Consider the following 18461-nt stretch of genomic DNA (forward strand, 5'->3'; position numbering starts at 1 on the left):
TCCACCGGCCGAAGCTGAAATGAACTACTATCGTCAACTATCGAGTCAAGCCATCCCGGCATGACTCAAACCGAGGCGCCTCTCAATATCCCGGTCCGGTTCACTGCCAATTAGCGCGGATAACGGCGCCGCTCGTAAGACGGATGGGTGCGGCCCACTCGCTCAAGCGCAAAGGGCGGGAAGGCCTGTTCGATACGGAAGCGTTTGCCTGCCGTCTATTCCTTCAATGGTTGCTGTCATTGCGAGCCCTCATTGTGTGAGCCAGGCCAGTTGGCCGTTGGTACGGGCGGGAGCAATCTCGATGATGTCTGGCGTGACGATGCCATGCTCGACAAACGGATCGCGACGAACGCGTTCTTCCAGTGCGTCGCGCGTCGTGTTGATGGCGAGGATTCCTCCACCTGCATTCGGTTGCAGGCCTCCGACAAGTGCGAACACGCCGTCATTGAATCCGGCATCGATCCATTCTTTGTGGCCGGCCATATATTGCTGCGCCAGTCCTTTGTTTTCGGAAAATTTCAGCAGTACGACAAACATCGTTGAACTCCTCACTGATGAGTGGTTTGGGGAAGCTGCGATTGGAGCCAGTTGTGCAAGAGTCGGACCTCCTGCTCGATAAAAGCTGAATCCTGGAATGCCGAGGCAAGCGTTGCGATGCCTTGGCTGCGTGCGAGCAAATGCAAGGCCAGTTGAGTAGCGTCCTGCGCGCGTCCGAGCAGCGCGAACTGGTCGCTTAGCCAGTCGCGGAACAGGCCGAACAGCTCATTGGCGCTGGAGCTGGCGGGATGCTGGAGCTTGGCCAGTTCCGTGCTCAAAGTCCCGACCGGGCATCCATACATTTTGATCTTGCTCTGGTTGCGGATGAGGATTTCAATGAAGCAGCCGATGCGTGCTGCAGGTGAAGCGCCCTCGATCTGCCATTGGTCCAGCATCGCTCGCGTGTTTGCCAGCCTACGTTGGATGACCGCGTCGAGAATCTCGTCCTTGGTCTTGAAATGGTAGTAAAAATTGCCGCGGGAGATGGCAACAGCCGCCGCCGCATCTGCAAACGAAGTGCGTTCGAATCCCTGCTCGTAAAAGAGTTTGTCGGCTGCTTCGACTATACGGTCTCGGGTGGCTATCATTGGCGGCCATGCTGTAGGTCAATTGTCCTAATGGTAGGGCGATCGTCCTAAACTTGTCAAGTATGTATTGAAATGCCTAAGCGCCGGAAGGCCCGGTCAGCGCGGGCAGGCAATGCTTGCGGCGTGAAAGCACCCTCCGGAGCTCACGACCATCCAGCGTGACGAATCGTCAAGCCAAATGAAACCCCGTTGGATTTAAAGAGCCTTTTCGGTGTACATCACCTTGAAGTCCAAACCGCCCAAGGCTAGAGTGGAATCTACAGTAGCTGGCCCTGTTGTCATTTGGCGAGTCTTGTTCATTTGCGATTCCCTTCGGTAGCTGGCATGGTAGGCGTGGCACGCTCTACCTTGCGAAGCTCACCTCTTTGTCGCTGACGCCTTGGTACTGGCGCATCAGCAACTAGCTTTTACGCGGCCCCTGGTTCGTCTCGATCCACCTCATGGATGCGGCATCCATTTCCGATGTGCGTTGCCCGGCGCGGGTGGCGTGGCCGCATTAAATCTATCAATCCGTTCAGAAACAGGTAGGGGAAGATAATGGAGAACGTCGTTTCGGCAGTGAGCGATAGCATCTTGCGCGTGCGTCAGGTCATGGCTGCGTGCGGCAAGTCACGCTCAATCGCGCCGAAAATTCACAGCATTTGTTATCTGATTTTTCCAAAGCGGATCAAGTCGTACTTGGGGCAAAATAGACCTTCGTCCCGCTCCAGCCGTTCAGCAAGCCAAGCTGCATGACTTGGAGAATCTGCCACCACATCATCAAATCCTATTACGGTTCGCCCATTGACGATATTGATGAATTGCACGCGCAGCGCCAGCATCCCTTCCGAAATTTGGATCACAGTGCCAACCGATGGCAGGAACGTCAGTTCCAGCTCGCCCGTCACGTTTCCATATGGGTGGTTTGGCGATTCAAAGATCGAGAAATCGATGTCGTATTTCATGGGTTTGGCGCTCCACGTGCAAGGAGGATCATTGCTGCTGCGACCATCTTTCCATCATATTCGATTGGACGAAGATGTTGTTGCGCGCCGTGCTATGGCAGCGTCGCTGTCGCCGCTGTCGCCACTGCCGCCTGTGGCGCTGGCGCGGCGGCGGCCCATCCAGCCCACCACGCCCAGGCCGGCCAGCAGCATGCCGTAGGTTTCCGGTTCCGGCACGGGCGAAGGGATCATCAGGGCGAGTGTGCAACCGAGATCGCCGCAGATTTCCGCCCCAACCGTGCCGTTATCGCCGATGGCGAAAACCTGGCTGAGCGTGGAGCCGGTGCTTTGCGCCACCTCGAGGCTCAGGTTCACTACCTGACCCTGTTTGTTGTACAGCAGGAAGCCTTCGTTCGACTCGCCGAGGATGGTGCCGCTGCCGTTCATGTCGGCCACCGTGCGCGTGAAAATCCCGCTCAGGTCGGTCGTCACGCCATCGTGGTAAAGAAAGCTCTTGGCCGTGCCGTTGGGGAGGTAAGCCCTGCCGAGGACCGAACCGTCCTCGCTGACGCTCAGGGCGGCGCTGGACGTCGCCCCCGCCGGCACGCCGAGGTCGGTCATGACGCCGTTCTCGTAAATGAAGGCATGCGTGGCGAAATAGTTCTCGTCCACGTGTGAATTACCGACGATCACGCCGGCGTCGTTGATGTCGGTGGCAAACGAATCGCGGCCGCCCAGGGTGCCCAGTTCGGTTGCCGTGCCATTGCTGTAAACCATGGCGCGGTAGCTGAACACGTCGGTATTCATGGCGTAGCCCACCGCCACGCCGTGGTTGTTGATGGCAAGCGCCGTGGAGGAACGGCCATCGTTGAGCAACGTAGTCGTCTGTCCATTGGCCAGCAGCGCTGCCACACCCCCTGGCGCTGTGCCTGCCATGACGCCGGCATTGTTGATGTCATGGATATTGGCAAGCTGGGATGAGAGGTAAGTGGCCCAGTGCTGCTGGTAGAGAAAAGAGCTGCCAGGCAATTCCGGCCCGAAGCTCACATACCCGGTCACCTGATTGCTGTTGTTGATGGCGGAGATCGTGCCACCGGAGCTGTACTGCCACTCCGTCATGATGTTGAGATAGCTGAACGTATACGTGCCCGCTTGGGCCAGCGCTGGCAACAACAAGGCCAGCGCTGCCGCGTGCGCACGCGCGACGCATTTTGCAAGTTTCATGTCCGTCTCCTTTTCAGGTTCCCCTCGCGGGTGGACGGACTATAGTAGCGGGCTGCACTAGCGCATGATTGCTTTGTTGTGCGCTATTCCTATTTATTCGCTCTGTGATTTTCTGTGATAAGTGCGCGGCATAAACGGTGCTAGTTCTAGTTGGAATAGATCAGACCGCGCCCGGTACCATTGACGTAGATCCGTCCATAGGTGTTCCAGTCGCCCGCCATCGCGCCGATGCCGCCGAACTGGTGAGCATCATCGTTGAAGCGTGACCAGGTGGCGCCGCTGTCGTCGGAGCGGTGCACGCCCCAGACGCCGTTGACCACGCCCACCACGTACACTGCGGCCGAGTAGGAGGCGCCGGGCGCCGCCTTGCCCAGCGCCAGGGTACTGGCGCCCTGCACGTCGGGCCACTCCCACGTTTGACGATTTCCCCAGAGCGACGCAAAGGTGTTCAGCCTGGTCCAGGTCGCGCCCGAATCGACCGAGTGGTACACGGCGTTGCCATCGGCCAGCCAGATGTCGCCCTCGACGTTGGGGTTGACCTCCATCGAGGTGACGCCCCACGGATTGGCGCGCAGGTTGGCCGCCACCGAACCCTGGCTCAGCGTGAAGTTGTGGCCGCCGTCGGTCGACACGTAGACCTTGCCTGCGCTGCCCCACCATGCGCCGCCCGAATCGTAGGCGTAGACCCTGTTCGGGTTCTTGCGGTCCACTTTCAGTCGATAGGCGCGCGGGAAGCCGCCGATGACGGTGAGCGCAGGCAGGTTGGTCGCGGTCCAGCTTGCGCCATTGTTGGTGGTGTAGGACGGCACCGAATCGGCCGGCGCCCAGATTGCGTTGTTGCGCGTGGTGACGGCGATATTGGACGTTTCGCGCGCGTTGGCTGCGGCGCCGGCGCCGGCGGGCAGGGTGGCGAACGCGGCCCAGGTCGTGCCGCCGTCGCCGGACCAGTAGCCCTTCCCGACGTGGCCGTTGGCGTTGTCAGCTCCGACTGTGGCAATGTAGCGCGGATCGGACCATGCCATGTCGGCCGAATTGCCATTGTTCCAATTGGGATTGGGGCCCCTGGTCGGCGTCGCCGCGAGGTCCGTCTGGACCCAGGTGCCGATGTCGCCGGCACTGTTGATCAGCTTGTATGGCGCGCCGGCTGGCGGCGTGTTGACGGCCAGGGTGGCGGTCTCCTCCAGGTTGTTGACCGAGAGGCTCCAGTTCGGCGTGGCCGACGAGGCGTTCCAGGTCTCGACGATGCCGCCGCCGAAGACGTGCGAGATGTGGTCGCGGTTGAAGGGATCGATCTCGATGTCGTCCACCCAGCCGATGGTGGAGATGTTGGGCTGCGCATGGGGCATGCCGGCCTCGATCTCGCGCCAGCTGGCGCCATCGTTGTCGGACAATTGAACTTGCTGGCTGGTATTGGCCCATCCGCTCATGCCCAGCGCGATGCGGGTGGCCGCTCCGGTCCCATGGACGGACACGCTGCCGAATCCGCTGCTGTTGGAGCTCTTGAGCAAGGTCCAGGCGCCGTTGAAGGCCACACCGCCGAACTTGTAGAGGTAGCTGGGACCGTTGACCCCTTCGCCGGCGCCCTGGTTGAAGGCGACATAATAGTTACCGTCGGCAGCGCGCACCATGTGCGGGACGTGGTAGCCGGTAACGAGAGCCGGGACCGTGACCGGGGTCCACGAGAAGCCGCCGTTGACAGATCTGTACAGCGACGAGGTCAGACCCGCAGCGTTGGCGTAGTCCGGGGCGACGGCTGCATACATGTTCCACGTGGTCTGCCCGCCGCCCACGTTCGAATTGTCGAACATGACCTGCGTGACGCCCTTGGCGCCGCCGCTTGCGGTCATCGTGTGGGACGACAGCCCCGTGACCTGGGCCCAGGTCTGGCCCGAGTCCGCGCTCTTCCACAGGCCGGCGGTGCGCGAACCATAGAACAGGATTGACGGATTGGTGGGGTCGGCCTTCAGGCGTTCGCCCATGGCCCGGCCGGAATCATTGCCGCCCACCGGGAACGGCAGGTTGACCCAGGTCCAGTTGGCGCCGCGGTTGCTGGAAATGTACAGGCGGCCATTGCCGTTACCGAGGCTCATGCCGGTGGCCATGTAGACGCGCTGGTCGTTGGCAGGATCGATGGCGATGCTTTCCACGCCGTGGTGGGAGCTTTCGGCCGCGCCGAACCCTACACCGTCGGTGATGGGCGTCCACGACGAGGTAGCCGGGTTCCAGCGGTAGGCGCCGCCGATATCGGTGCGGGCATAGGCGAGGTTGGCGGTACCCGGATGGTAGACGATGCCGGTGACGTAGCCGCCTCCGCCCCATTTCACGCTGGTCCAGCTGGTGGCCGGCGGGCCGCCGCCGAGTGAGAGGCGGACGGGCGGCGCCGCGCTGGCGGGCGAAGCGCTGCCGGCGCCGCCGCTGCAGCCGGCCAGCATGCCGGCGAGAAGACTAGCGAGAAGACCGGCCAGCATCGTGGGGACAACGAGCTTGACGTTGTATGTCAGTTTCATATGTGCTCCTCCAGAAATGGATTATGGTTTTGTCGGCCCGGCGCGGTGATCCGCCATCGGGAAGCCCAGTATAGGAAGTAGCTATTGTTTGCTATATATGAAAATCACCGGACGGCTGAATGATTTGACTCAAGCGTTGTAATGCAACCTCGTTCGGCCCGCGAAAAAAAAACCGGCAGATGCCGGTTGCTGTTGCCTGCCCGTTGCCAGCTTGCTCTACAGTGCACGCCCATGGTGCTGATTGGCGCCGCTTCGTTCGGCCAAACTGGCCACGAAAGCAAGGCCGATCTGGGCGCCGACGCGGCGCCGCTGGCGCGCCTGGAGCAGCGGCGTGTGCAAGCGGCAAGGCTGATGGGAATGGGCGACGCCACCGCCAAGGTGTTGCCCAAGCTGGCGCTGCTGTGCAGGTGGCCTGAGCTGTTGCGCCCGCATGGTTTACGGTTGTTGTTGGGATCTCTTAGCTTATTTTTTGATCTTCTTGACCTTGACGGCTGCAGGCTCGGCCGCCTTTTTCTTGACCTCGGCGTTTTCCTTGCCCGTCTTCGCCGGCTTAGTCCCCATGGTGTCCTTGACCAGCTTGAACGCGCCGAATATCGCACCGGCGCTTCCGGCCGAGATCGCCGCCGCGAGGCCGATCAGCGCGGTGGCGATAGCGATGCCTGCTTTCACATCATCGATGCGCTTGATCGCGTCCCTGGCCTGTCTGGTCACAGCCAGCAAGTCGTCCACGCTTTGCTGGGCCTCGTCGAGTACCTTGCCCACAGCCTGGGTGACCAGATCGGTCGCCACATTGAGCAAAGTGACTTCGAGGGAGCGCAGCGTGTCGCGTTCGCCTTCCGGCAGCGACGGCCAGTTGGCCGGCGCGTACAGATAGTCGCCCAGCGCGGTCGATGTTTCCCGGAAGCTGCGCGCCAGTTCCAGCGCGTGCTGCGCCGTCAGGGTAGTGGTGGTCATGGCGGATTCCTTTATGGTTTGGCGGCGGCCGGCGCGGCGGCATCGCTGGGCGTGCGCGCAGCCTTGAGCGCTGCCCGGATCCGCTTGGTGTAGCGCTTGATTTGCGCTGCCACTTCCTTGTTCGACAGATTGTCGCGGTTGTCGTACAGTGCCTGGTGTCCCGCTGCGATCTGTTTCAAGGTTTCCAGGTATTTCGGCACAGCCTTTTCGCGCTGGGCGAATTGCATGGCGGTGAGGTTGCTGCGTTCCCAGATCAGTTCGGCCGCCACCGGTTCGCGGCCCTTGTCGCGTGCCATGGCGTGCAGCACGCGCTGGTGCCGGATCTGCATGGCGCGCTCGTTGGCGAGCGACTGGCCATAGCCTTCCATGAGCGCCAGCTGGTGCGCAATGAGCTGCTGCAGTGGCGCGTTCGCGGCCGCGATCACCTTGTTCAGTTCGCGTTGCCGGTAGCCGTTCATCGCCGCCTCGGCCAGGATTTTGCCGATGCTGCGCAGCGGTGCCCCCGTCGTTTCATCGACGTAATTCGCCTTCACCGCGGCGTCGAACATGCCATCCAGTTGTGTGTCGGCCTCGGTAAGATCGTCCGCCGCGAGATCGCCGACGGCGGCCATGTAGCCTGCGAGGGCCTGGTGCATGAGCATCAGCCTGGCCGCCTGCGGCTTGCGTTCAGCCGCCAGGGTGTCCAGCCTGGCTCGCTCACCGGCGTCGTTTTCCAGTGTGTAGAGCTTGCTGGTTTCCGGGCTGTTGACGTATTCGTCCGTCAGCTGGGTGTACGCGGCGCTGTCGGCCGACGTCTTCGCGAACTCCTGGACCGCGCCGAGGTTGGCGCAGCCGGAAAGCAAAAGGGCGCACAGGCCGGCAAGCAAAGTGTGGATGCAGCGCGCCGTGGAGGGCGCGCGTGTTGAAGGTGAGTGGAACAAGGCAGTTCCTTTCAAAGGGCGAGCGACGCGTGAGTGGTAAATTGTCGAAAAGAATACTGCAATTTACAACTATCGTGTGGGGAATTCGCGTGGTATTTCCGCAGCGGCGCCGGCGCCGGCATTGGCGGTCAGGCGCTGCCGCCGGCAAAGGTGCGGGTCACCCGTTCCAGGTGCTGCCGCATGGCGCTGCGGGCGCCCGCGCCGTCGCGCGCGGCGATGGCGTCGTATATCGCACGGTGATCCTGCAAGGTCGACATGCGCAGCGCCTCGGTCCGGTAATGCTCTTTCAGGCGGTGCCACAGGCTGTTGCGCTGCTGCCAAAGGTAGTCGATCACGCCGGCCAGCGCCGCGTTGCCGGTCGCTTGCGCGATGGCGGAATGAAAACTGCGGTCCGCCAGTTCGTTGCTGGCGCGGTCTTCGTGGCTGCGCTCCATTTCCAGCAGCGCCGCAAGAATGGCCTGCACAGCTGCGGGGGACGCGTTCTTTGCGGCGAGCGCCGCCACCTCGGTCTCGATCGCGCTGCGGGCGGACAGCACCTCGAACGGGCCGGGCCCGGCTTCCGGCACCTCGTCCGGCGATGCCGGCTGCCGGCTGACGTACACGCCGGAGCCTCCGCGCACCTCGACCACGCCGCCCAGTTCCAGCGCGATCAGCCCTTCGCGCAGGGATGCGCGGCTGACCCGCAGCGACGTGGCGAGTTCCCTCTCTGACGGCAGGCGCGCGCCGGGTTCCAGCTGCTGTTCGCGAATCAGTTCTTGAATGCGGCCTGCCACCGCCCGGTACATGCGGGTCTCGGCCGGGCGCGCCGCCTCGGGCGCAAGGGCCGCTTGTATATGGAAGTCCTTCATGCCGCTCCTTGTTCCATGCCGTAAAAGCGCATCGCGTTCAGGCCAAACACCGCCTCCCGCTGCGCAGGAGGCAGGTGCGCCAGCAGCACTTCGCTGGCCTCCAGCCAGGCCGTGTAGTCGCCTGCCAGCCTGACCACCGGCCAGTCGCTGCCCCACATCACGCGCTCCGGCCCGAAGACCTGCAGCACATGGTGCGCATACGGCATCAGCCGCTCCACCGTCCAGCCGGGGCCGGCCTCGGTGACCATGCCGGACAGCTTGCATGCCAACTGCGGTTCGGCTGCGAGGCGCTCCATGTCTCGCATCCACTGTGCGTCCGGAGCGCCACCCATGGCTGGTTTGGCGATGTGGTCGATGACGATGGGCAGGGCAGGGTGGCGGCGCGCAAAGGCCAGCAGCGGCGCCAAATGGCGCGGCAGCACCAGCGCGTCCAAGCGCAGGCCGTGGCGCAGCATGGCGTCCACCGCCGGCGCCAATGCGGCGTCGTCGATCCAGCCGTCGTCGTCCAGATCCTGCAGCATGGGCCTCAGGCCGCGCAGTTTGGGGTGGGCGGCCAGGGCGGCGATGCGCGCAGGCGCGGCGCTGGACTTCAAGTCGACCCAGCCGACTACGGCGGCGATGAACTCGTGGCGGTCCGCCAGGTCCAGCATGAATCGGGTGTCCGCTTCGTCCGGCATGGATTGCACCAGCACGGTGGCGGCGACGCCATGCTGCTTCAGCAGGCTGGCCAGCTCGTCCGGCGCGAAATCGCGGTAGATGGGGGCGAGTTCCGGCGGCGGCCATGCGCCGGCGCGCGCGGCCAGCTGCCAGAAGTGCTGGTGGGCGTCGATCCGCTTCATGGCGTGGCCTTCAATGGAATGATGGCGCAACGGTGCGCCGTCAGGGTCGCGGCTCGCATGCATGGCCCCAGCGGAGAGGATGCGCCGCTCATGCCGTCTGGGCAGCGGTGCGCGCCGCCGCCAGCCGCAGCGCCGCGCGCAGGCGCGGTTGCGGCAGCGGCAACTGCAGTGCATTGGCCAGCGCCACCACGGGCAGCAGGCGGCGGCGCTTTTTCTCTTCGTGGTTCTGGGCGATGTCCGCCAGCCGGTGCGCCAGGAAGGGATTGCAGAGGCGGTCGCGCACCTGCGCCAGGTAGCTCCGGGCTGGCTCGGCCTCGTCCAGCGCGTCGAACACGGGCAGCACCTCCTCTTCCCACAGCGCTTCGAGCTCGGCGCGCAGCTTCGGCGCGGACATGGCCTGCAGCACTGTCTCGTCCTTGTGGCGCTGGTATTGCAGCCATTGCTCGGCCAGGAAAGTGTGGCTCAGGTTCAGCAGGAACAGCTTGCGCCGCTCGTACGGTTCCAGCTTGTCCGTCACGATAATCTGCGGATGAGTGCACGGCAGCACCATCTTCTTCTGGGCTTCGATCACCCAGATGGCGTATGGCTCGGCGACCGCGCCGGCCGGCGCTATCGCTTCGGACACGATGCGGTCCACCAGCGAATTGATCCATACGCAACCCGTGCTCAAGTAGACGATGAAGCCGCTGTCCAGATGCCATGCGAGCGCCAGCTTGCGCACCACGGCGCGCAGCACGCTGCCGTTGTTGGCCACCAGCTCGCAAGGGTAGAGCGTGACGGGTGCCGCGCCGCGCAGGAAGCGCTGGTATAGCAGCACCAGCAGCTTGGCGGGGAAGCTGCGCGGCGCGGTTGCCGCGTCCAGCAGTGCCGGCCCGTCTCCGGGGCAAAGTTCATAGCCCCGGTCGCCCGTGTTCGACACGATCACCCTAACGGAGGTGGCGGCCAGTTCGCGGATGGCCGGCCAGTCCAGGTCCGCGTGCAGGCCGGCTTCGATCGCGGTAACGCGGTGCTCCTGCTCGACTGCCGCGCCGTCCTTGATGCCGCGGATGCGCACCGGATAGCCGTCCGGCGCGTTGAAAGCGGCCACCCGCTGCGCGCTTTGGGAGCTGGCGGTGGTCTGCACCACGGTAATGCGGCCCAGTGCCTGGTCCTGTTCCAATGCCTGGTGGACGAACAGGTCCACGTGCGCCTGCAGGAAGCGGCTGGTGCCGAATTGCAGAATGGGGGAAGCCATCAGACCTCCACGATGGCTTTGATGACGCCGGCGGCAGGGTCCATCCACTGCGGCAGCGCGTCCACGAATCCGGACAGGGTGGTGCGGTGGGTGTTCATCAGCCCGGTGGGCACCAAGCCCGCTTGCATCGCCGCCAGCACTTCGCTGAAGTCCTCGGCGGTGGCGTTGCGGCTGCCCAGCATGCTGGTTTCGCGCTTGTGGAATTCGGGGTCGGCAAAGGAAATGCGGTCCGGAACGATGGACACCAGCACATAGGTGCCGCCGTGCGCCACGAACTCCAGGCCGCGCTCCATGGCCTTAACGTTGCCGGTGGCGTCGAATACCACGTCGAAGAACTCGCCGCCGGTCAGCTCCGACAGGCGTGCCTTGTCGTCCGCAGCCACCTGCACCGTTTGTCCGATGCCGAGCGCGCTGCGGCAGAACGCGAGCCGGTCCTCGCGCGCATCAAGCACCGTCACCTGGCCGCCCTTGAGCCGGGCGAATAGGGAGGCCGCGATGCCGATGGGGCCAGCGCCCACCACCAGCGCTTTCTGGCCGGGCCGCACGCCGCCGCGGCGGACCGCGTGGGCGCCGATGGCAAGGAATTCCAGCATGGCTGCGTCATCGAGGGAGATGCCGCCGGTCTTGAAGACATAACGTTCAGGCAGCGCCAGATACTCGGCCATGCCGCCGTCGCGGTGCACGCCCAGCACCTGGATATTGGTGCAGCAATTGGTCTTGCCCTGGCGGCAGGCTACGCACGTGCCGCAGGACAGGTAGGGCATCACGAAGACCGTGTCGCCCGGCGCCAGGCCGCTGTCATCCGGCGCGCTCACCACTTCGCCGGACAGCTCATGGCCCATCACGCGCGGGTACTGCAAGAAAGGCTGGGTGCCCCGGAAGATATGCATGTCGGTGCCGCACAGGCCAACGCGGCGCACGCGCAGCAACACCTCGCCTGCGCCCGCGTGCGGTAGCGGGCGCTCCACCAGTTCCAGTTCGCCTGGGGCCCGGCATACAACGGTTTTCATCATGGGACTTCTCGGTAGGAGGTGAGCATGAGGTATGGGATGTCGCCAGTGTACCGCATATATGGAAAACATTTCACCATAAAATCTGCTGTTCCAATTATGTTTTTGATTATTTTGAATCGGGATACCCACCAGCGCGAAGGTTTGGGATATATTAAAAACAGACGGGGCACTCCTGATCGAAGACCGCACCAACCCGGAAGGAAGCACGTATGACGAGCAACCCGGCGCCAGCCGCGCCACGCCTGCTATTAATGTCGCCCGACGACAATTGCCTGATCGCCCGCACGCCGCTGGAGGCGGGCGAGGCGCTGCAGATCGACGGCGCGTCCGTCGTGCTGCCGGAATCCATCCCGCTTGGTTACAAGGTTGCGCGCCGCGCGCTCAAGACCGGCGACAAGGTACTGCGTTACGGCGCCATCATTGGCACCGTTACGGCCGACGTGGCGCCGGGCGCCATGCTGCACACGCATAACCTGGCCAGCGACTACATTCCCACTTACACCCTGGCGTCGGACGCCCATTCCTTTATCGGGAGCATCCATTGATGCCTACGGCCTGCATGCCCGCACTGTCGGGCTTCCCGCGCGCCGATGGCCGCAAGGGCATCCGCAACGTTGTCGCCGTGGCCTATACCGTCGAATGCGCGCACCACGTGGCGCGGCTGATCGTCAACGCTTTTCCCGGCCAGGAGGTACACCTGATCGGCTTCCCCGGATGCTACCCGAACGACTATGCCGACCGCATGATGAAGCGCCTGGTCACGCATCCCAACGTGGGCGCCGCGCTGATCGTGTCGCTGGGCTGCGAGAGTTTCAACCGGCGCGGCCTGGAAGAGGCGGCGGCGGCTAGCGGCAGGCCGGTGCACACCATTACCATCCAGCAGAACGGCGGTACCCGCACCAGCGTGGCCGACGGCATCGAGTGGGTGCGCTGGGCGCGCGAGTCGCTGGCACTGCAGCAGCGTGTCCCGATGGGTGTCGATGAGCTGGTGGTGGCCACCATCTGCGGCGGATCGGACAGCACCAGCGGCATCACGGCCAATCCCGCCGTCGGCGTCGCCTTCGACCGGCTGGTTGCCGCCGGCGCGGCCTGCATCTTCGAAGAGACCGGGGAGCTGGTGGGCTGCGAATTCCACATGAAGCGGCGCGCCGCCACGCCGGAGCTGGGCGACGCCATCGTCTCCTGCGTGAACAAGGCTGCGCACTATTACACCGTGCTGGGCCACGGCAGCTTCGCCCCCGGCAATGCGGACGGCGGCCTGACGACGCAGGAGGAAAAGTCGCTGGGGGCCTACGCCAAGAGCGGCGCCTCGCCCATCAGCGGCGTCCTGAGACCGGGCGACCAGCCCGGGGGCGGAGGCCTGTACCTGCTGGACGTGGTGCCGGACGGCGAGGTACGGTTCGGTTTCCCGAACATTGCCGACAATGCTGAAATCGTGGAACTGATCGCCTGCGGCGCCCACGTCACGCTGTTCACCACCGGGCGCGGCTCGGTGGTCGGCTCGGCTATCTCGCCGGTGATCAAGGTGTGCGCCAACCCGGCCACCTTCCAGCACCTGTCCGAGGACATGGACGTCAACGCAGGCCGCATCCTGGCCGGCGAGGCGACGCTGGAGCAGGTCGGCGCCGAGATCGTGGAACTGGTGGCGCGGGTGGCCAACGGCGAACAAAGCTGTTCGGAGGCGCTGGGTCACCAGGAATTCATCCTCACGTACAAGCAGTTCGAGGCGTCCGGTCCCGGGTGCTTTCCGTTGAAAGCGGCCTGACATGGAGGCGAGCGACCTGCGCAAGCTGCCGCGCCGCGCCATCACGCTAAGCAGCCTGGGACTGGGCTGCGCCCAGCTCGGCGGGCTGTACCAGGCCGTCGGCGAGGGGGAAGCGCGCTCCATCGTCGATGCCGCGTGGGAGCTCGGCATCCGCTATTTCGACACCGCGCCATACTACGGCTACACGCTGTCCGAGCGCCGCGTTGGCGCTGCGCTGCGCGCGCGGCCACGCGGCAGCTACGTGATCAGCACCAAAGTCGGGCGCCTGATGCTGCCCGACGCCGGCGTGCGGCCCGGTGAATCCGGCTGGGCCGATCCGTTGCCGTTCCGCCCGCATTTCGACTACAGCTATGACGGCGTCATGCGTTCGCACGAGGACAGCCTGCAGCGCCTGGGCATGGACCGCGTCGATATTCTTTATGTTCACGACATCGGCCGCGCCACGCACGGCGAGCTGAACGCGCGCTACTGGGAGCAGCTGACGCGCGGCGGCGGCTTCCGCGCGCTCGAGCAGTTGCGCGCGGAGGGCTGCGTGGGCGCCATCGGCCTGGGCGTCAACGAATGGGAGGCGGTGGCCGCGGCGATGGACATGTGCGACCTGGACTGCGCGCTGCTGGCCGGGCGCTACACCTTGCTGGAACAGGTAGCGCTGGCGCCGCTGCTGGACCGCTGCGCGCAGCGCGGTGTCGGCATTGTGATCGGCGGCCCGTTCAATTCCGGCATCCTGGCCGGAACCAGGAAGTTCAACTATGAAGACGCGCCGGCCCACATCATCGACCGGGTGGATGAGATCGCGGCGATTTGCACGCAAGCCGGCGTGCCGCTGCAGGCTGCCGCCTTGCAGTTCCCCATGGCCCACCCGGCGGTGGTGTCCTGCATTCCCGGCGCGCAAAGCGCGGTGCAGCTGCGCCAGAACGCGGCGTGGTTCGCGCGCCCGCTGCCCGCGGCGCTGTGGGACGCGCTGGCCACGCGCGGCCTGATCGACCGCCGCGCGCCCATGCCGCTGGGCGCGTGATATCCGCTTTTCTTCGCTTTAGCCTGTTTCGACAAGACGTATAAAGGACTCAAATGAAATTGCTACGCTTCGGCCCCAAGGGCAACGAGAAACCCGGCCTGATCGACGCCGGCGGCATGCTGCGCGATCTGTCCGGCGTGCTGCCGGACCTGACCTCGGCGCACCTCGGCAGGGCCAGCCTGGACCGCCTGGCTTCGGTCGATCCCGCCCGCTTGCCGCAAGTGGCGCAGCCGGTCCGCTTCGCGCCCGTGGTGGCCGACATCGGCAAGTTGATCTGCGTGGGCCTGAACTATTCCGACCATGCGGCCGAATCCGGCATGGAGGTGCCCTCCGAGCCGGTGCTGTTTACCAAGGCCACCAGCGCCATCGTCGGCTGCAACGACCCGGTAGTGCTGCCGCGCGGTTCGCTCAAGAGCGACTGGGAAGTGGAACTGGGGGTGGTGATCGGCACCCGCGCGCGCTACGTGGAGATCGACGACGCGCTCGATCATGTGGCCGGCTACTGCGTGGTCAACGACTTGTCCGAGCGCGAGTACCAGCTTGAGCGCGGCGGGCAGTGGGACAAGGGCAAGGGCTGCGATACGTTCGGGCCGGTCGGGCCGTGGCTGGTCACCGCCGACGAGGTGCCCGATCCGCAGAACCTGGGCATGTGGCTGGACGTGAACGGCAAGCGCTACCAAACCGGCAATACCCGCACCATGGTGTTTACGGTGGCCCACCTGGTCAGCTACATCAGCCGCTTCATGACGCTCAACCCCGGCGATGTGATCAGCACCGGCACGCCGCCCGGCGTTGGCCTGGGACAGAAGCCTGAGCCGGTCTACCTGCGCCCGGGCGACCGGATTACGCTGGGCATCGATGGCCTCGGCCAGCAAAACCAGACCGTCCATGCCTGGAATCCGGAGTTGATCGACGGTTGACAGGCACGGCGCGCAAAAAAACACAAGGCGCCGCGTAGCATTGGAACAGGGGAGACACCCAGGCATGACCGAACCGACCCAGCGGCAAACCTACCAGGTTGCCTTCGTGATGATCACCTCGCTGTTTTTCATGTGGGGCTTTGTCCATAATCTCGACCCGATACTGATTCCCCATCTGAGGAAATCGTTCAGCCTCACCGTGCTGCAGGCGGCGCTGGTGGATTCGGCCGTGTTCATCGCCTATTTCCTGATGGCGCTGCCCGCCGGCCTGATGATACGCAAGGCCGGCTACAAGAACACCATGCTGTGCGGCCTGGCCCTGTTCGCCGCCGGTGCGCTGCTGTTCATCCCCGCAGCCGATACGCACCGCTACGTGTACTTCCTGGGGGCGCTGTTCATCATCGCGTGCGGGCTGACGGTGCTGGAGACGGCCGCCAATCCCTACGTCACTTTGCTGGGCCGCCCCGAGCGGGCGACCCAGCGCCTCAACCTGGCGCAGTCGTTCAACGGCCTGGCCGCCACGCTGGCGCCCATCGCCGGCGCCCGCCTGATCCTGGTGGACGGCGCCAGCGACGAACAACTGCAGGCGATGCCGGAAAGTATGCGCCAGGCGGTGCTGGCGGCGGAAGCGGCCAGTGTCAAGGGGCCGTACCTGGCGATTGCGCTGGTGATCATTGCCATCGCGGTGGTGTTCTTCTTCCTCAAACTGCCCGCCGTCGGCGTGGCCGCCGGCGCCGGCCACGCCCAGCCTGGCTTGCCGCCGAAGGGCGCCATCCTGCGCGCGCTGCAGCGGCCGCAGATCCGGCGCGCCGTCATCGCCCAGTTCTTCTACGTGGGGGCGCAAGTCTGCGTGTTCAGCTTCTTCATCTTGTACGCGTCCAAGGCGGCCGGCGTCAGCCAGGTTGTGGCGGCGGATTACCTGGGCTGGGGCTGCGGCACCGCGTTCGTGGTGGGGCGCTTTGCCGGCACCTGCCTGATGAAGTACGTGGCGCCGGCGCGCCTGCTGCTGGCCTACGCGCTGGCCAGCGTGGCGCTGTGCGCGGTGGCGATGTTCGCTGGCGGCCTTGCCAGCCTGGCGGCGGTGATCGGCATTGCCTTCTTCATGTCCATCATGTTCCCCACCATCTTCTCGCTCGGTATCAGCAACGCGGGGCCCGACACCGAGATGGGCAGCAGCCTGATCATCATGTCCATCGTGGGCGGGGCCGTGCTGCCGCTGCTGTTCGGCGTCATCAGCGACGCCACCCACAATCTTCAATACGGCTATGCGGCGCCGCTGCTGTGCTTCCTCGTGATTGCATGGTTCGCGCGCACCGTGCTGCAGGAAGTGCATCCTGCGGCAGCCGCCACTTCAACCGGGAGCATCGCACATGTTTGAATTGACAGGAAAAACGGCAGTCATCACCGGCGGGGGCAGCGGCATAGGCAAGGCGACTGCCATGCTGTTCGCGCGCCGGGGCGCAACCGTGCATCTACTCGATATCGGCGAGGCCGCGTGCGCCCAGGTGGTGCGCGAGATTCGGGAGCAGGGCGGCCAGGCCAGCGCGCACGCTTGCGACGTGACCCGGCAGGCCGATGTTCACGCCAGCTTTGCGGCGATAGGACCGGTCGGTATCCTGATCAACAACGCCGGCGTGGCGCACGTCGGCAAGGCGGACAATACCGGCGAGGAGGACTTCGACCGGGTGATCGGCGTCAACGTGAAGGGCGCCTACAACTGCCTGCACGCGGCCATTCCGCGCCTGAAGGAAAACGGCGGCGGCGTGATCATCAACATGGCGTCGGTGGCTGCATGGGTGGCGGTACCCGAACGATTTGCGTACTCAGCCGCCAAGGGCGCCGTGATGGCCATGACGCTGTCGGTGGCCAAGGACTACGTTCAGGAAGGGATACGCTGCAATTCGATCTCGCCCGGACGCGTGCACACGCCCTTCGTCGACGGTTTCCTGGCCCGCAACTATCCGGGCCAGGAGGCGGAGATGTTCGAGCGCTTGTCGAAGACCCAGCCGATCGGCAGGATGGCGCGGCCCGAGGAAGTGGCGGCGCTGGCGCTGTACCTGTGCAGCGACGAGGCCGCATTCATCACCGGCAGCGACTATCCGATCGACGGCGGCTTCATTACGCTGAACGCCTGATCCCCAATTAAGCCTGGTGTGCCTGGTGTTCCCGCTTGCGCAGCGCGCTCAGCATGGTGGCGCGCGATGAGTTCAGGTGGCTGCGCATGGCAGCCATGGCGGCCGGTACGTCGCCCTTGGTGAGCGGGCGCAGGATGGCCAAATGCTCCTGCAGCGCGTACTGGTTGCGCGGAATCTCGTCGCGCTTGTCCCACTGGTAATGGTAGTGGTACACCATCGAGACGGCGTCGTTCAGGCCCTCGGCGAAGCGATTGTCCAGCAGCCCGATGAGGAAAGTATGGAACTCCCTGTCAAGGTCGGGAAATTCCGCGTGGTTCTCGGCCGGCAGCTTGCCCAGCGCTTCGTGGCGCGCCAGCAGCTCGCGCAGGCGGGCAAACACCGGGTCGTCCGGCGCCAGGCCGGCAATACGTTCGATCGCCTTCAATTCGAACATTTCGCGCACCTCGCCCAGTTCCTGCGCGTACTTCGTGTCGAAGGCGCACAGCCGCCAGCCGCCGCGCGGGTTCTTTTCGATCAGCCCGTTGCGCGAGAAGCCGATCAGGAATTCGCGCACGGCGATGGTGCTCACGCCTGCCGCGCGCGACAGCTCCACCTCGGTGAACTCCGCGCCCGGCGGCAGGTCGCGCTCGTAGATGCGTTCCATCAGTACCTGCTGCAGTTTCTCGGTGGCGCTGTGCAGTTCGGATACGTCGAAGTAATCGTCAGGCCTGGGCTTGCGCAGCAGATAGCGCTGCTTCATGCCCGCGATCAGTCCGTGCTCGGCCAGGTATGCCAGCGCGCTGCGTACGGCCGTGCGGCTGCTGGCCACGATTTCCGTCATCCGCATTTCCGTGGGCAAGGGGTCGCCAATGTTCAGCTGCTCGGCGGCGTGATCCAGAAGCAGGTTGATGCTGCGCCGTGTCGTGATAGGAAGCTTGGCCATTTATTCGGTGTGGGCGCCAGGGCGGCGGATAGGAAACGAAACACTATTTTACCTCCAAGCCCGGGGCGCGCCCGGGCTTGTGAATGGGTTGTACATTATAGATTGAATACACTGCGTG

18 protein-coding genes and 1 pseudogene are annotated in these 18461 nt (G+C 64.5%); 7 read left to right on the forward strand and 12 right to left on the reverse strand.

What is annotated here, in order from left to right; genetic code table 11:
• Positions 1-249: 249 nt before the first annotated feature.
• The 5 genes from AC6H42_RS28965 to AC6H42_RS28985 all read right to left on the reverse strand — a co-directional run bounded on the left by AC6H42_RS28965 (position 250) and on the right by AC6H42_RS28985 (position 5778).
• On the reverse strand, positions 250-537 hold the full coding sequence (locus AC6H42_RS28965; protein ID WP_057156724.1) for a YciI family protein: 288 nt from the start codon (positions 535-537) through the stop codon (positions 250-252).
• A gap of 11 nt (positions 538-548) precedes the next feature.
• Positions 549-1124: a TetR/AcrR family transcriptional regulator gene (locus AC6H42_RS28970; RefSeq protein ID WP_057156723.1), complete on the reverse strand. Its 576-nt coding sequence runs from the start codon at positions 1122-1124 to the stop codon at positions 549-551.
• A gap of 644 nt (positions 1125-1768) precedes the next feature.
• Positions 1769-2068: a hypothetical protein gene (locus AC6H42_RS28975; protein ID WP_057156722.1), complete on the reverse strand. Its 300-nt coding sequence runs from the start codon at positions 2066-2068 to the stop codon at positions 1769-1771.
• Between the two features lie 54 nt (positions 2069-2122).
• Positions 2123-3271, reverse strand: a complete 1149-nt coding sequence (locus tag AC6H42_RS28980; RefSeq protein WP_497549525.1) for a PEP-CTERM sorting domain-containing protein — start codon at positions 3269-3271, stop codon at positions 2123-2125.
• A 146-nt stretch (positions 3272-3417) separates the two neighbouring features.
• A complete protein-coding gene (locus AC6H42_RS28985) occupies positions 3418-5778 on the reverse strand; it encodes a dockerin (protein WP_497549526.1) in 2361 nt (786 codons plus the stop codon).
• Positions 5779-6009: 231 nt separating this feature from the next.
• On the opposite strand from AC6H42_RS28985, the pseudogene AC6H42_RS28990 reads away from it, so the two are divergent.
• A pseudogene (locus AC6H42_RS28990) lies at positions 6010-6174 on the forward strand (PrpF domain-containing protein); the annotation flags it as partial.
• Positions 6175-6240: 66 nt separating this feature from the next.
• Here AC6H42_RS28990 and AC6H42_RS28995 read toward each other — a convergent pair.
• The 6 genes from AC6H42_RS28995 to AC6H42_RS29020 all read right to left on the reverse strand — a co-directional run bounded on the left by AC6H42_RS28995 (position 6241) and on the right by AC6H42_RS29020 (position 11583).
• Positions 6241-6732 carry a hypothetical protein gene (locus tag AC6H42_RS28995; protein ID WP_057156719.1) on the reverse strand — a complete coding sequence of 164 codons (492 nt, stop codon included), beginning with the start codon at positions 6730-6732 and terminating at the stop codon, positions 6241-6243.
• Positions 6733-6743: 11 nt separating this feature from the next.
• Positions 6744-7598: a hypothetical protein gene (locus AC6H42_RS29000; RefSeq protein ID WP_157201022.1), complete on the reverse strand. Its 855-nt coding sequence runs from the start codon at positions 7596-7598 to the stop codon at positions 6744-6746.
• 182 nt (positions 7599-7780) lie between these two features.
• The gene (locus AC6H42_RS29005; RefSeq protein ID WP_082551970.1) at positions 7781-8500 is read right to left on the reverse strand and encodes a FadR/GntR family transcriptional regulator; all 720 of its coding nucleotides are present in this window, start codon (positions 8498-8500) and stop codon (positions 7781-7783) included.
• Positions 8497-9339 carry an amidohydrolase family protein gene (locus AC6H42_RS29010; protein WP_497549527.1) on the reverse strand — a complete coding sequence of 281 codons (843 nt, stop codon included), beginning with the start codon at positions 9337-9339 and terminating at the stop codon, positions 8497-8499. Before AC6H42_RS29010 ends, AC6H42_RS29005 begins: the two co-directional genes overlap by 4 nt.
• Before the next feature lie 88 nt (positions 9340-9427).
• Positions 9428-10573 (reverse strand): mannitol dehydrogenase family protein, encoded by a 1146-nt coding sequence (locus tag AC6H42_RS29015; RefSeq protein ID WP_497549528.1) that lies wholly within the window; start codon positions 10571-10573, stop codon positions 9428-9430.
• The gene (locus AC6H42_RS29020; RefSeq protein WP_497549547.1) at positions 10573-11583 is read right to left on the reverse strand and encodes a zinc-binding alcohol dehydrogenase family protein; all 1011 of its coding nucleotides are present in this window, start codon (positions 11581-11583) and stop codon (positions 10573-10575) included. The genes AC6H42_RS29015 and AC6H42_RS29020 overlap by 1 nt, the downstream gene beginning before the upstream one ends.
• Positions 11584-11795: 212 nt before the next feature.
• On the opposite strand from AC6H42_RS29020, the gene AC6H42_RS29025 reads away from it, so the two are divergent.
• The 6 genes from AC6H42_RS29025 (at position 11796) to AC6H42_RS29050 (ending at position 17421) form a co-directional block, all read left to right on the forward strand.
• Positions 11796-12131, forward strand: coding sequence for a UxaA family hydrolase (locus tag AC6H42_RS29025; RefSeq protein WP_057156716.1), 336 nt, complete (start codon positions 11796-11798; stop codon positions 12129-12131).
• Positions 12131-13351, forward strand: a complete 1221-nt coding sequence (locus tag AC6H42_RS29030; protein WP_497549529.1) for a UxaA family hydrolase — start codon at positions 12131-12133, stop codon at positions 13349-13351. The genes AC6H42_RS29025 and AC6H42_RS29030 overlap by 1 nt, the downstream gene beginning before the upstream one ends.
• Before the next feature lies 1 nt (position 13352).
• A complete protein-coding gene (locus AC6H42_RS29035) occupies positions 13353-14366 on the forward strand; it encodes an aldo/keto reductase (protein ID WP_497549530.1) in 1014 nt (337 codons plus the stop codon).
• Positions 14367-14419: 53 nt separating this feature from the next.
• A complete protein-coding gene (locus AC6H42_RS29040) occupies positions 14420-15286 on the forward strand; it encodes a fumarylacetoacetate hydrolase family protein (RefSeq protein WP_057156713.1) in 867 nt (288 codons plus the stop codon).
• Positions 15287-15350: 64 nt separating this feature from the next.
• A complete protein-coding gene (gene fucP / locus AC6H42_RS29045; RefSeq protein ID WP_497549531.1) occupies positions 15351-16664 on the forward strand; it encodes an L-fucose:H+ symporter permease in 1314 nt (437 codons plus the stop codon).
• The gene (locus AC6H42_RS29050) at positions 16657-17421 is read left to right on the forward strand and encodes an SDR family NAD(P)-dependent oxidoreductase (protein WP_497549532.1); all 765 of its coding nucleotides are present in this window, start codon (positions 16657-16659) and stop codon (positions 17419-17421) included. Before fucP ends, AC6H42_RS29050 begins: the two co-directional genes overlap by 8 nt.
• Before the next feature lie 7 nt (positions 17422-17428).
• Here AC6H42_RS29050 and AC6H42_RS29055 read toward each other — a convergent pair whose 3' ends face one another.
• Positions 17429-18343, reverse strand: a complete 915-nt coding sequence (locus tag AC6H42_RS29055) for a GntR family transcriptional regulator (protein WP_497549533.1) — start codon at positions 18341-18343, stop codon at positions 17429-17431.
• Positions 18344-18461 lie beyond the last annotated feature (118 nt).

This window comes from Massilia sp. NBRC 108631 (assembly GCF_059704565.1).

Bases quoted from the DNA above. Each gene is read 5' to 3' on its own strand.
- AC6H42_RS28965 (WP_057156724.1), bottom strand. From the start codon at position 537: ATGTTTGTCGTACTGCTGAAATTTTCCGAAAACAAAGGACTGGCGCAG.
- AC6H42_RS28970 (WP_057156723.1), bottom strand. From the start codon at position 1,124: ATGATAGCCACCCGAGACCGTATAGTCGAAGCAGCCGACAAACTCTTT.
- AC6H42_RS28975 (WP_057156722.1), bottom strand. From the start codon at position 2,068: ATGAAATACGACATCGATTTCTCGATCTTTGAATCGCCAAACCACCCA.
- AC6H42_RS28980 (WP_497549525.1), bottom strand. From the start codon at position 3,271: ATGAAACTTGCAAAATGCGTCGCGCGTGCGCACGCGGCAGCGCTGGCC.
- AC6H42_RS28985 (WP_497549526.1), bottom strand. From the start codon at position 5,778: ATGAAACTGACATACAACGTCAAGCTCGTTGTCCCCACGATGCTGGCC.
- AC6H42_RS28995 (WP_057156719.1), bottom strand. From the start codon at position 6,732: ATGACCACCACTACCCTGACGGCGCAGCACGCGCTGGAACTGGCGCGC.
- AC6H42_RS29005 (WP_082551970.1), bottom strand. From the start codon at position 8,500: ATGAAGGACTTCCATATACAAGCGGCCCTTGCGCCCGAGGCGGCGCGC.
- AC6H42_RS29010 (WP_497549527.1), bottom strand. From the start codon at position 9,339: ATGAAGCGGATCGACGCCCACCAGCACTTCTGGCAGCTGGCCGCGCGC.
- AC6H42_RS29015 (WP_497549528.1), bottom strand. From the start codon at position 10,573: ATGGCTTCCCCCATTCTGCAATTCGGCACCAGCCGCTTCCTGCAGGCG.
- AC6H42_RS29020 (WP_497549547.1), bottom strand. From the start codon at position 11,583: ATGAAAACCGTTGTATGCCGGGCCCCAGGCGAACTGGAACTGGTGGAG.
- AC6H42_RS29025 (WP_057156716.1), top strand. From the start codon at position 11,796: ATGACGAGCAACCCGGCGCCAGCCGCGCCACGCCTGCTATTAATGTCG.
- AC6H42_RS29030 (WP_497549529.1), top strand. From the start codon at position 12,131: ATGCCTACGGCCTGCATGCCCGCACTGTCGGGCTTCCCGCGCGCCGAT.
- AC6H42_RS29035 (WP_497549530.1), top strand. From the start codon at position 13,353: ATGGAGGCGAGCGACCTGCGCAAGCTGCCGCGCCGCGCCATCACGCTA.
- AC6H42_RS29040 (WP_057156713.1), top strand. From the start codon at position 14,420: ATGAAATTGCTACGCTTCGGCCCCAAGGGCAACGAGAAACCCGGCCTG.
- fucP (WP_497549531.1), top strand. From the start codon at position 15,351: ATGACCGAACCGACCCAGCGGCAAACCTACCAGGTTGCCTTCGTGATG.
- AC6H42_RS29050 (WP_497549532.1), top strand. From the start codon at position 16,657: ATGTTTGAATTGACAGGAAAAACGGCAGTCATCACCGGCGGGGGCAGC.
- AC6H42_RS29055 (WP_497549533.1), bottom strand. From the start codon at position 18,343: ATGGCCAAGCTTCCTATCACGACACGGCGCAGCATCAACCTGCTTCTG.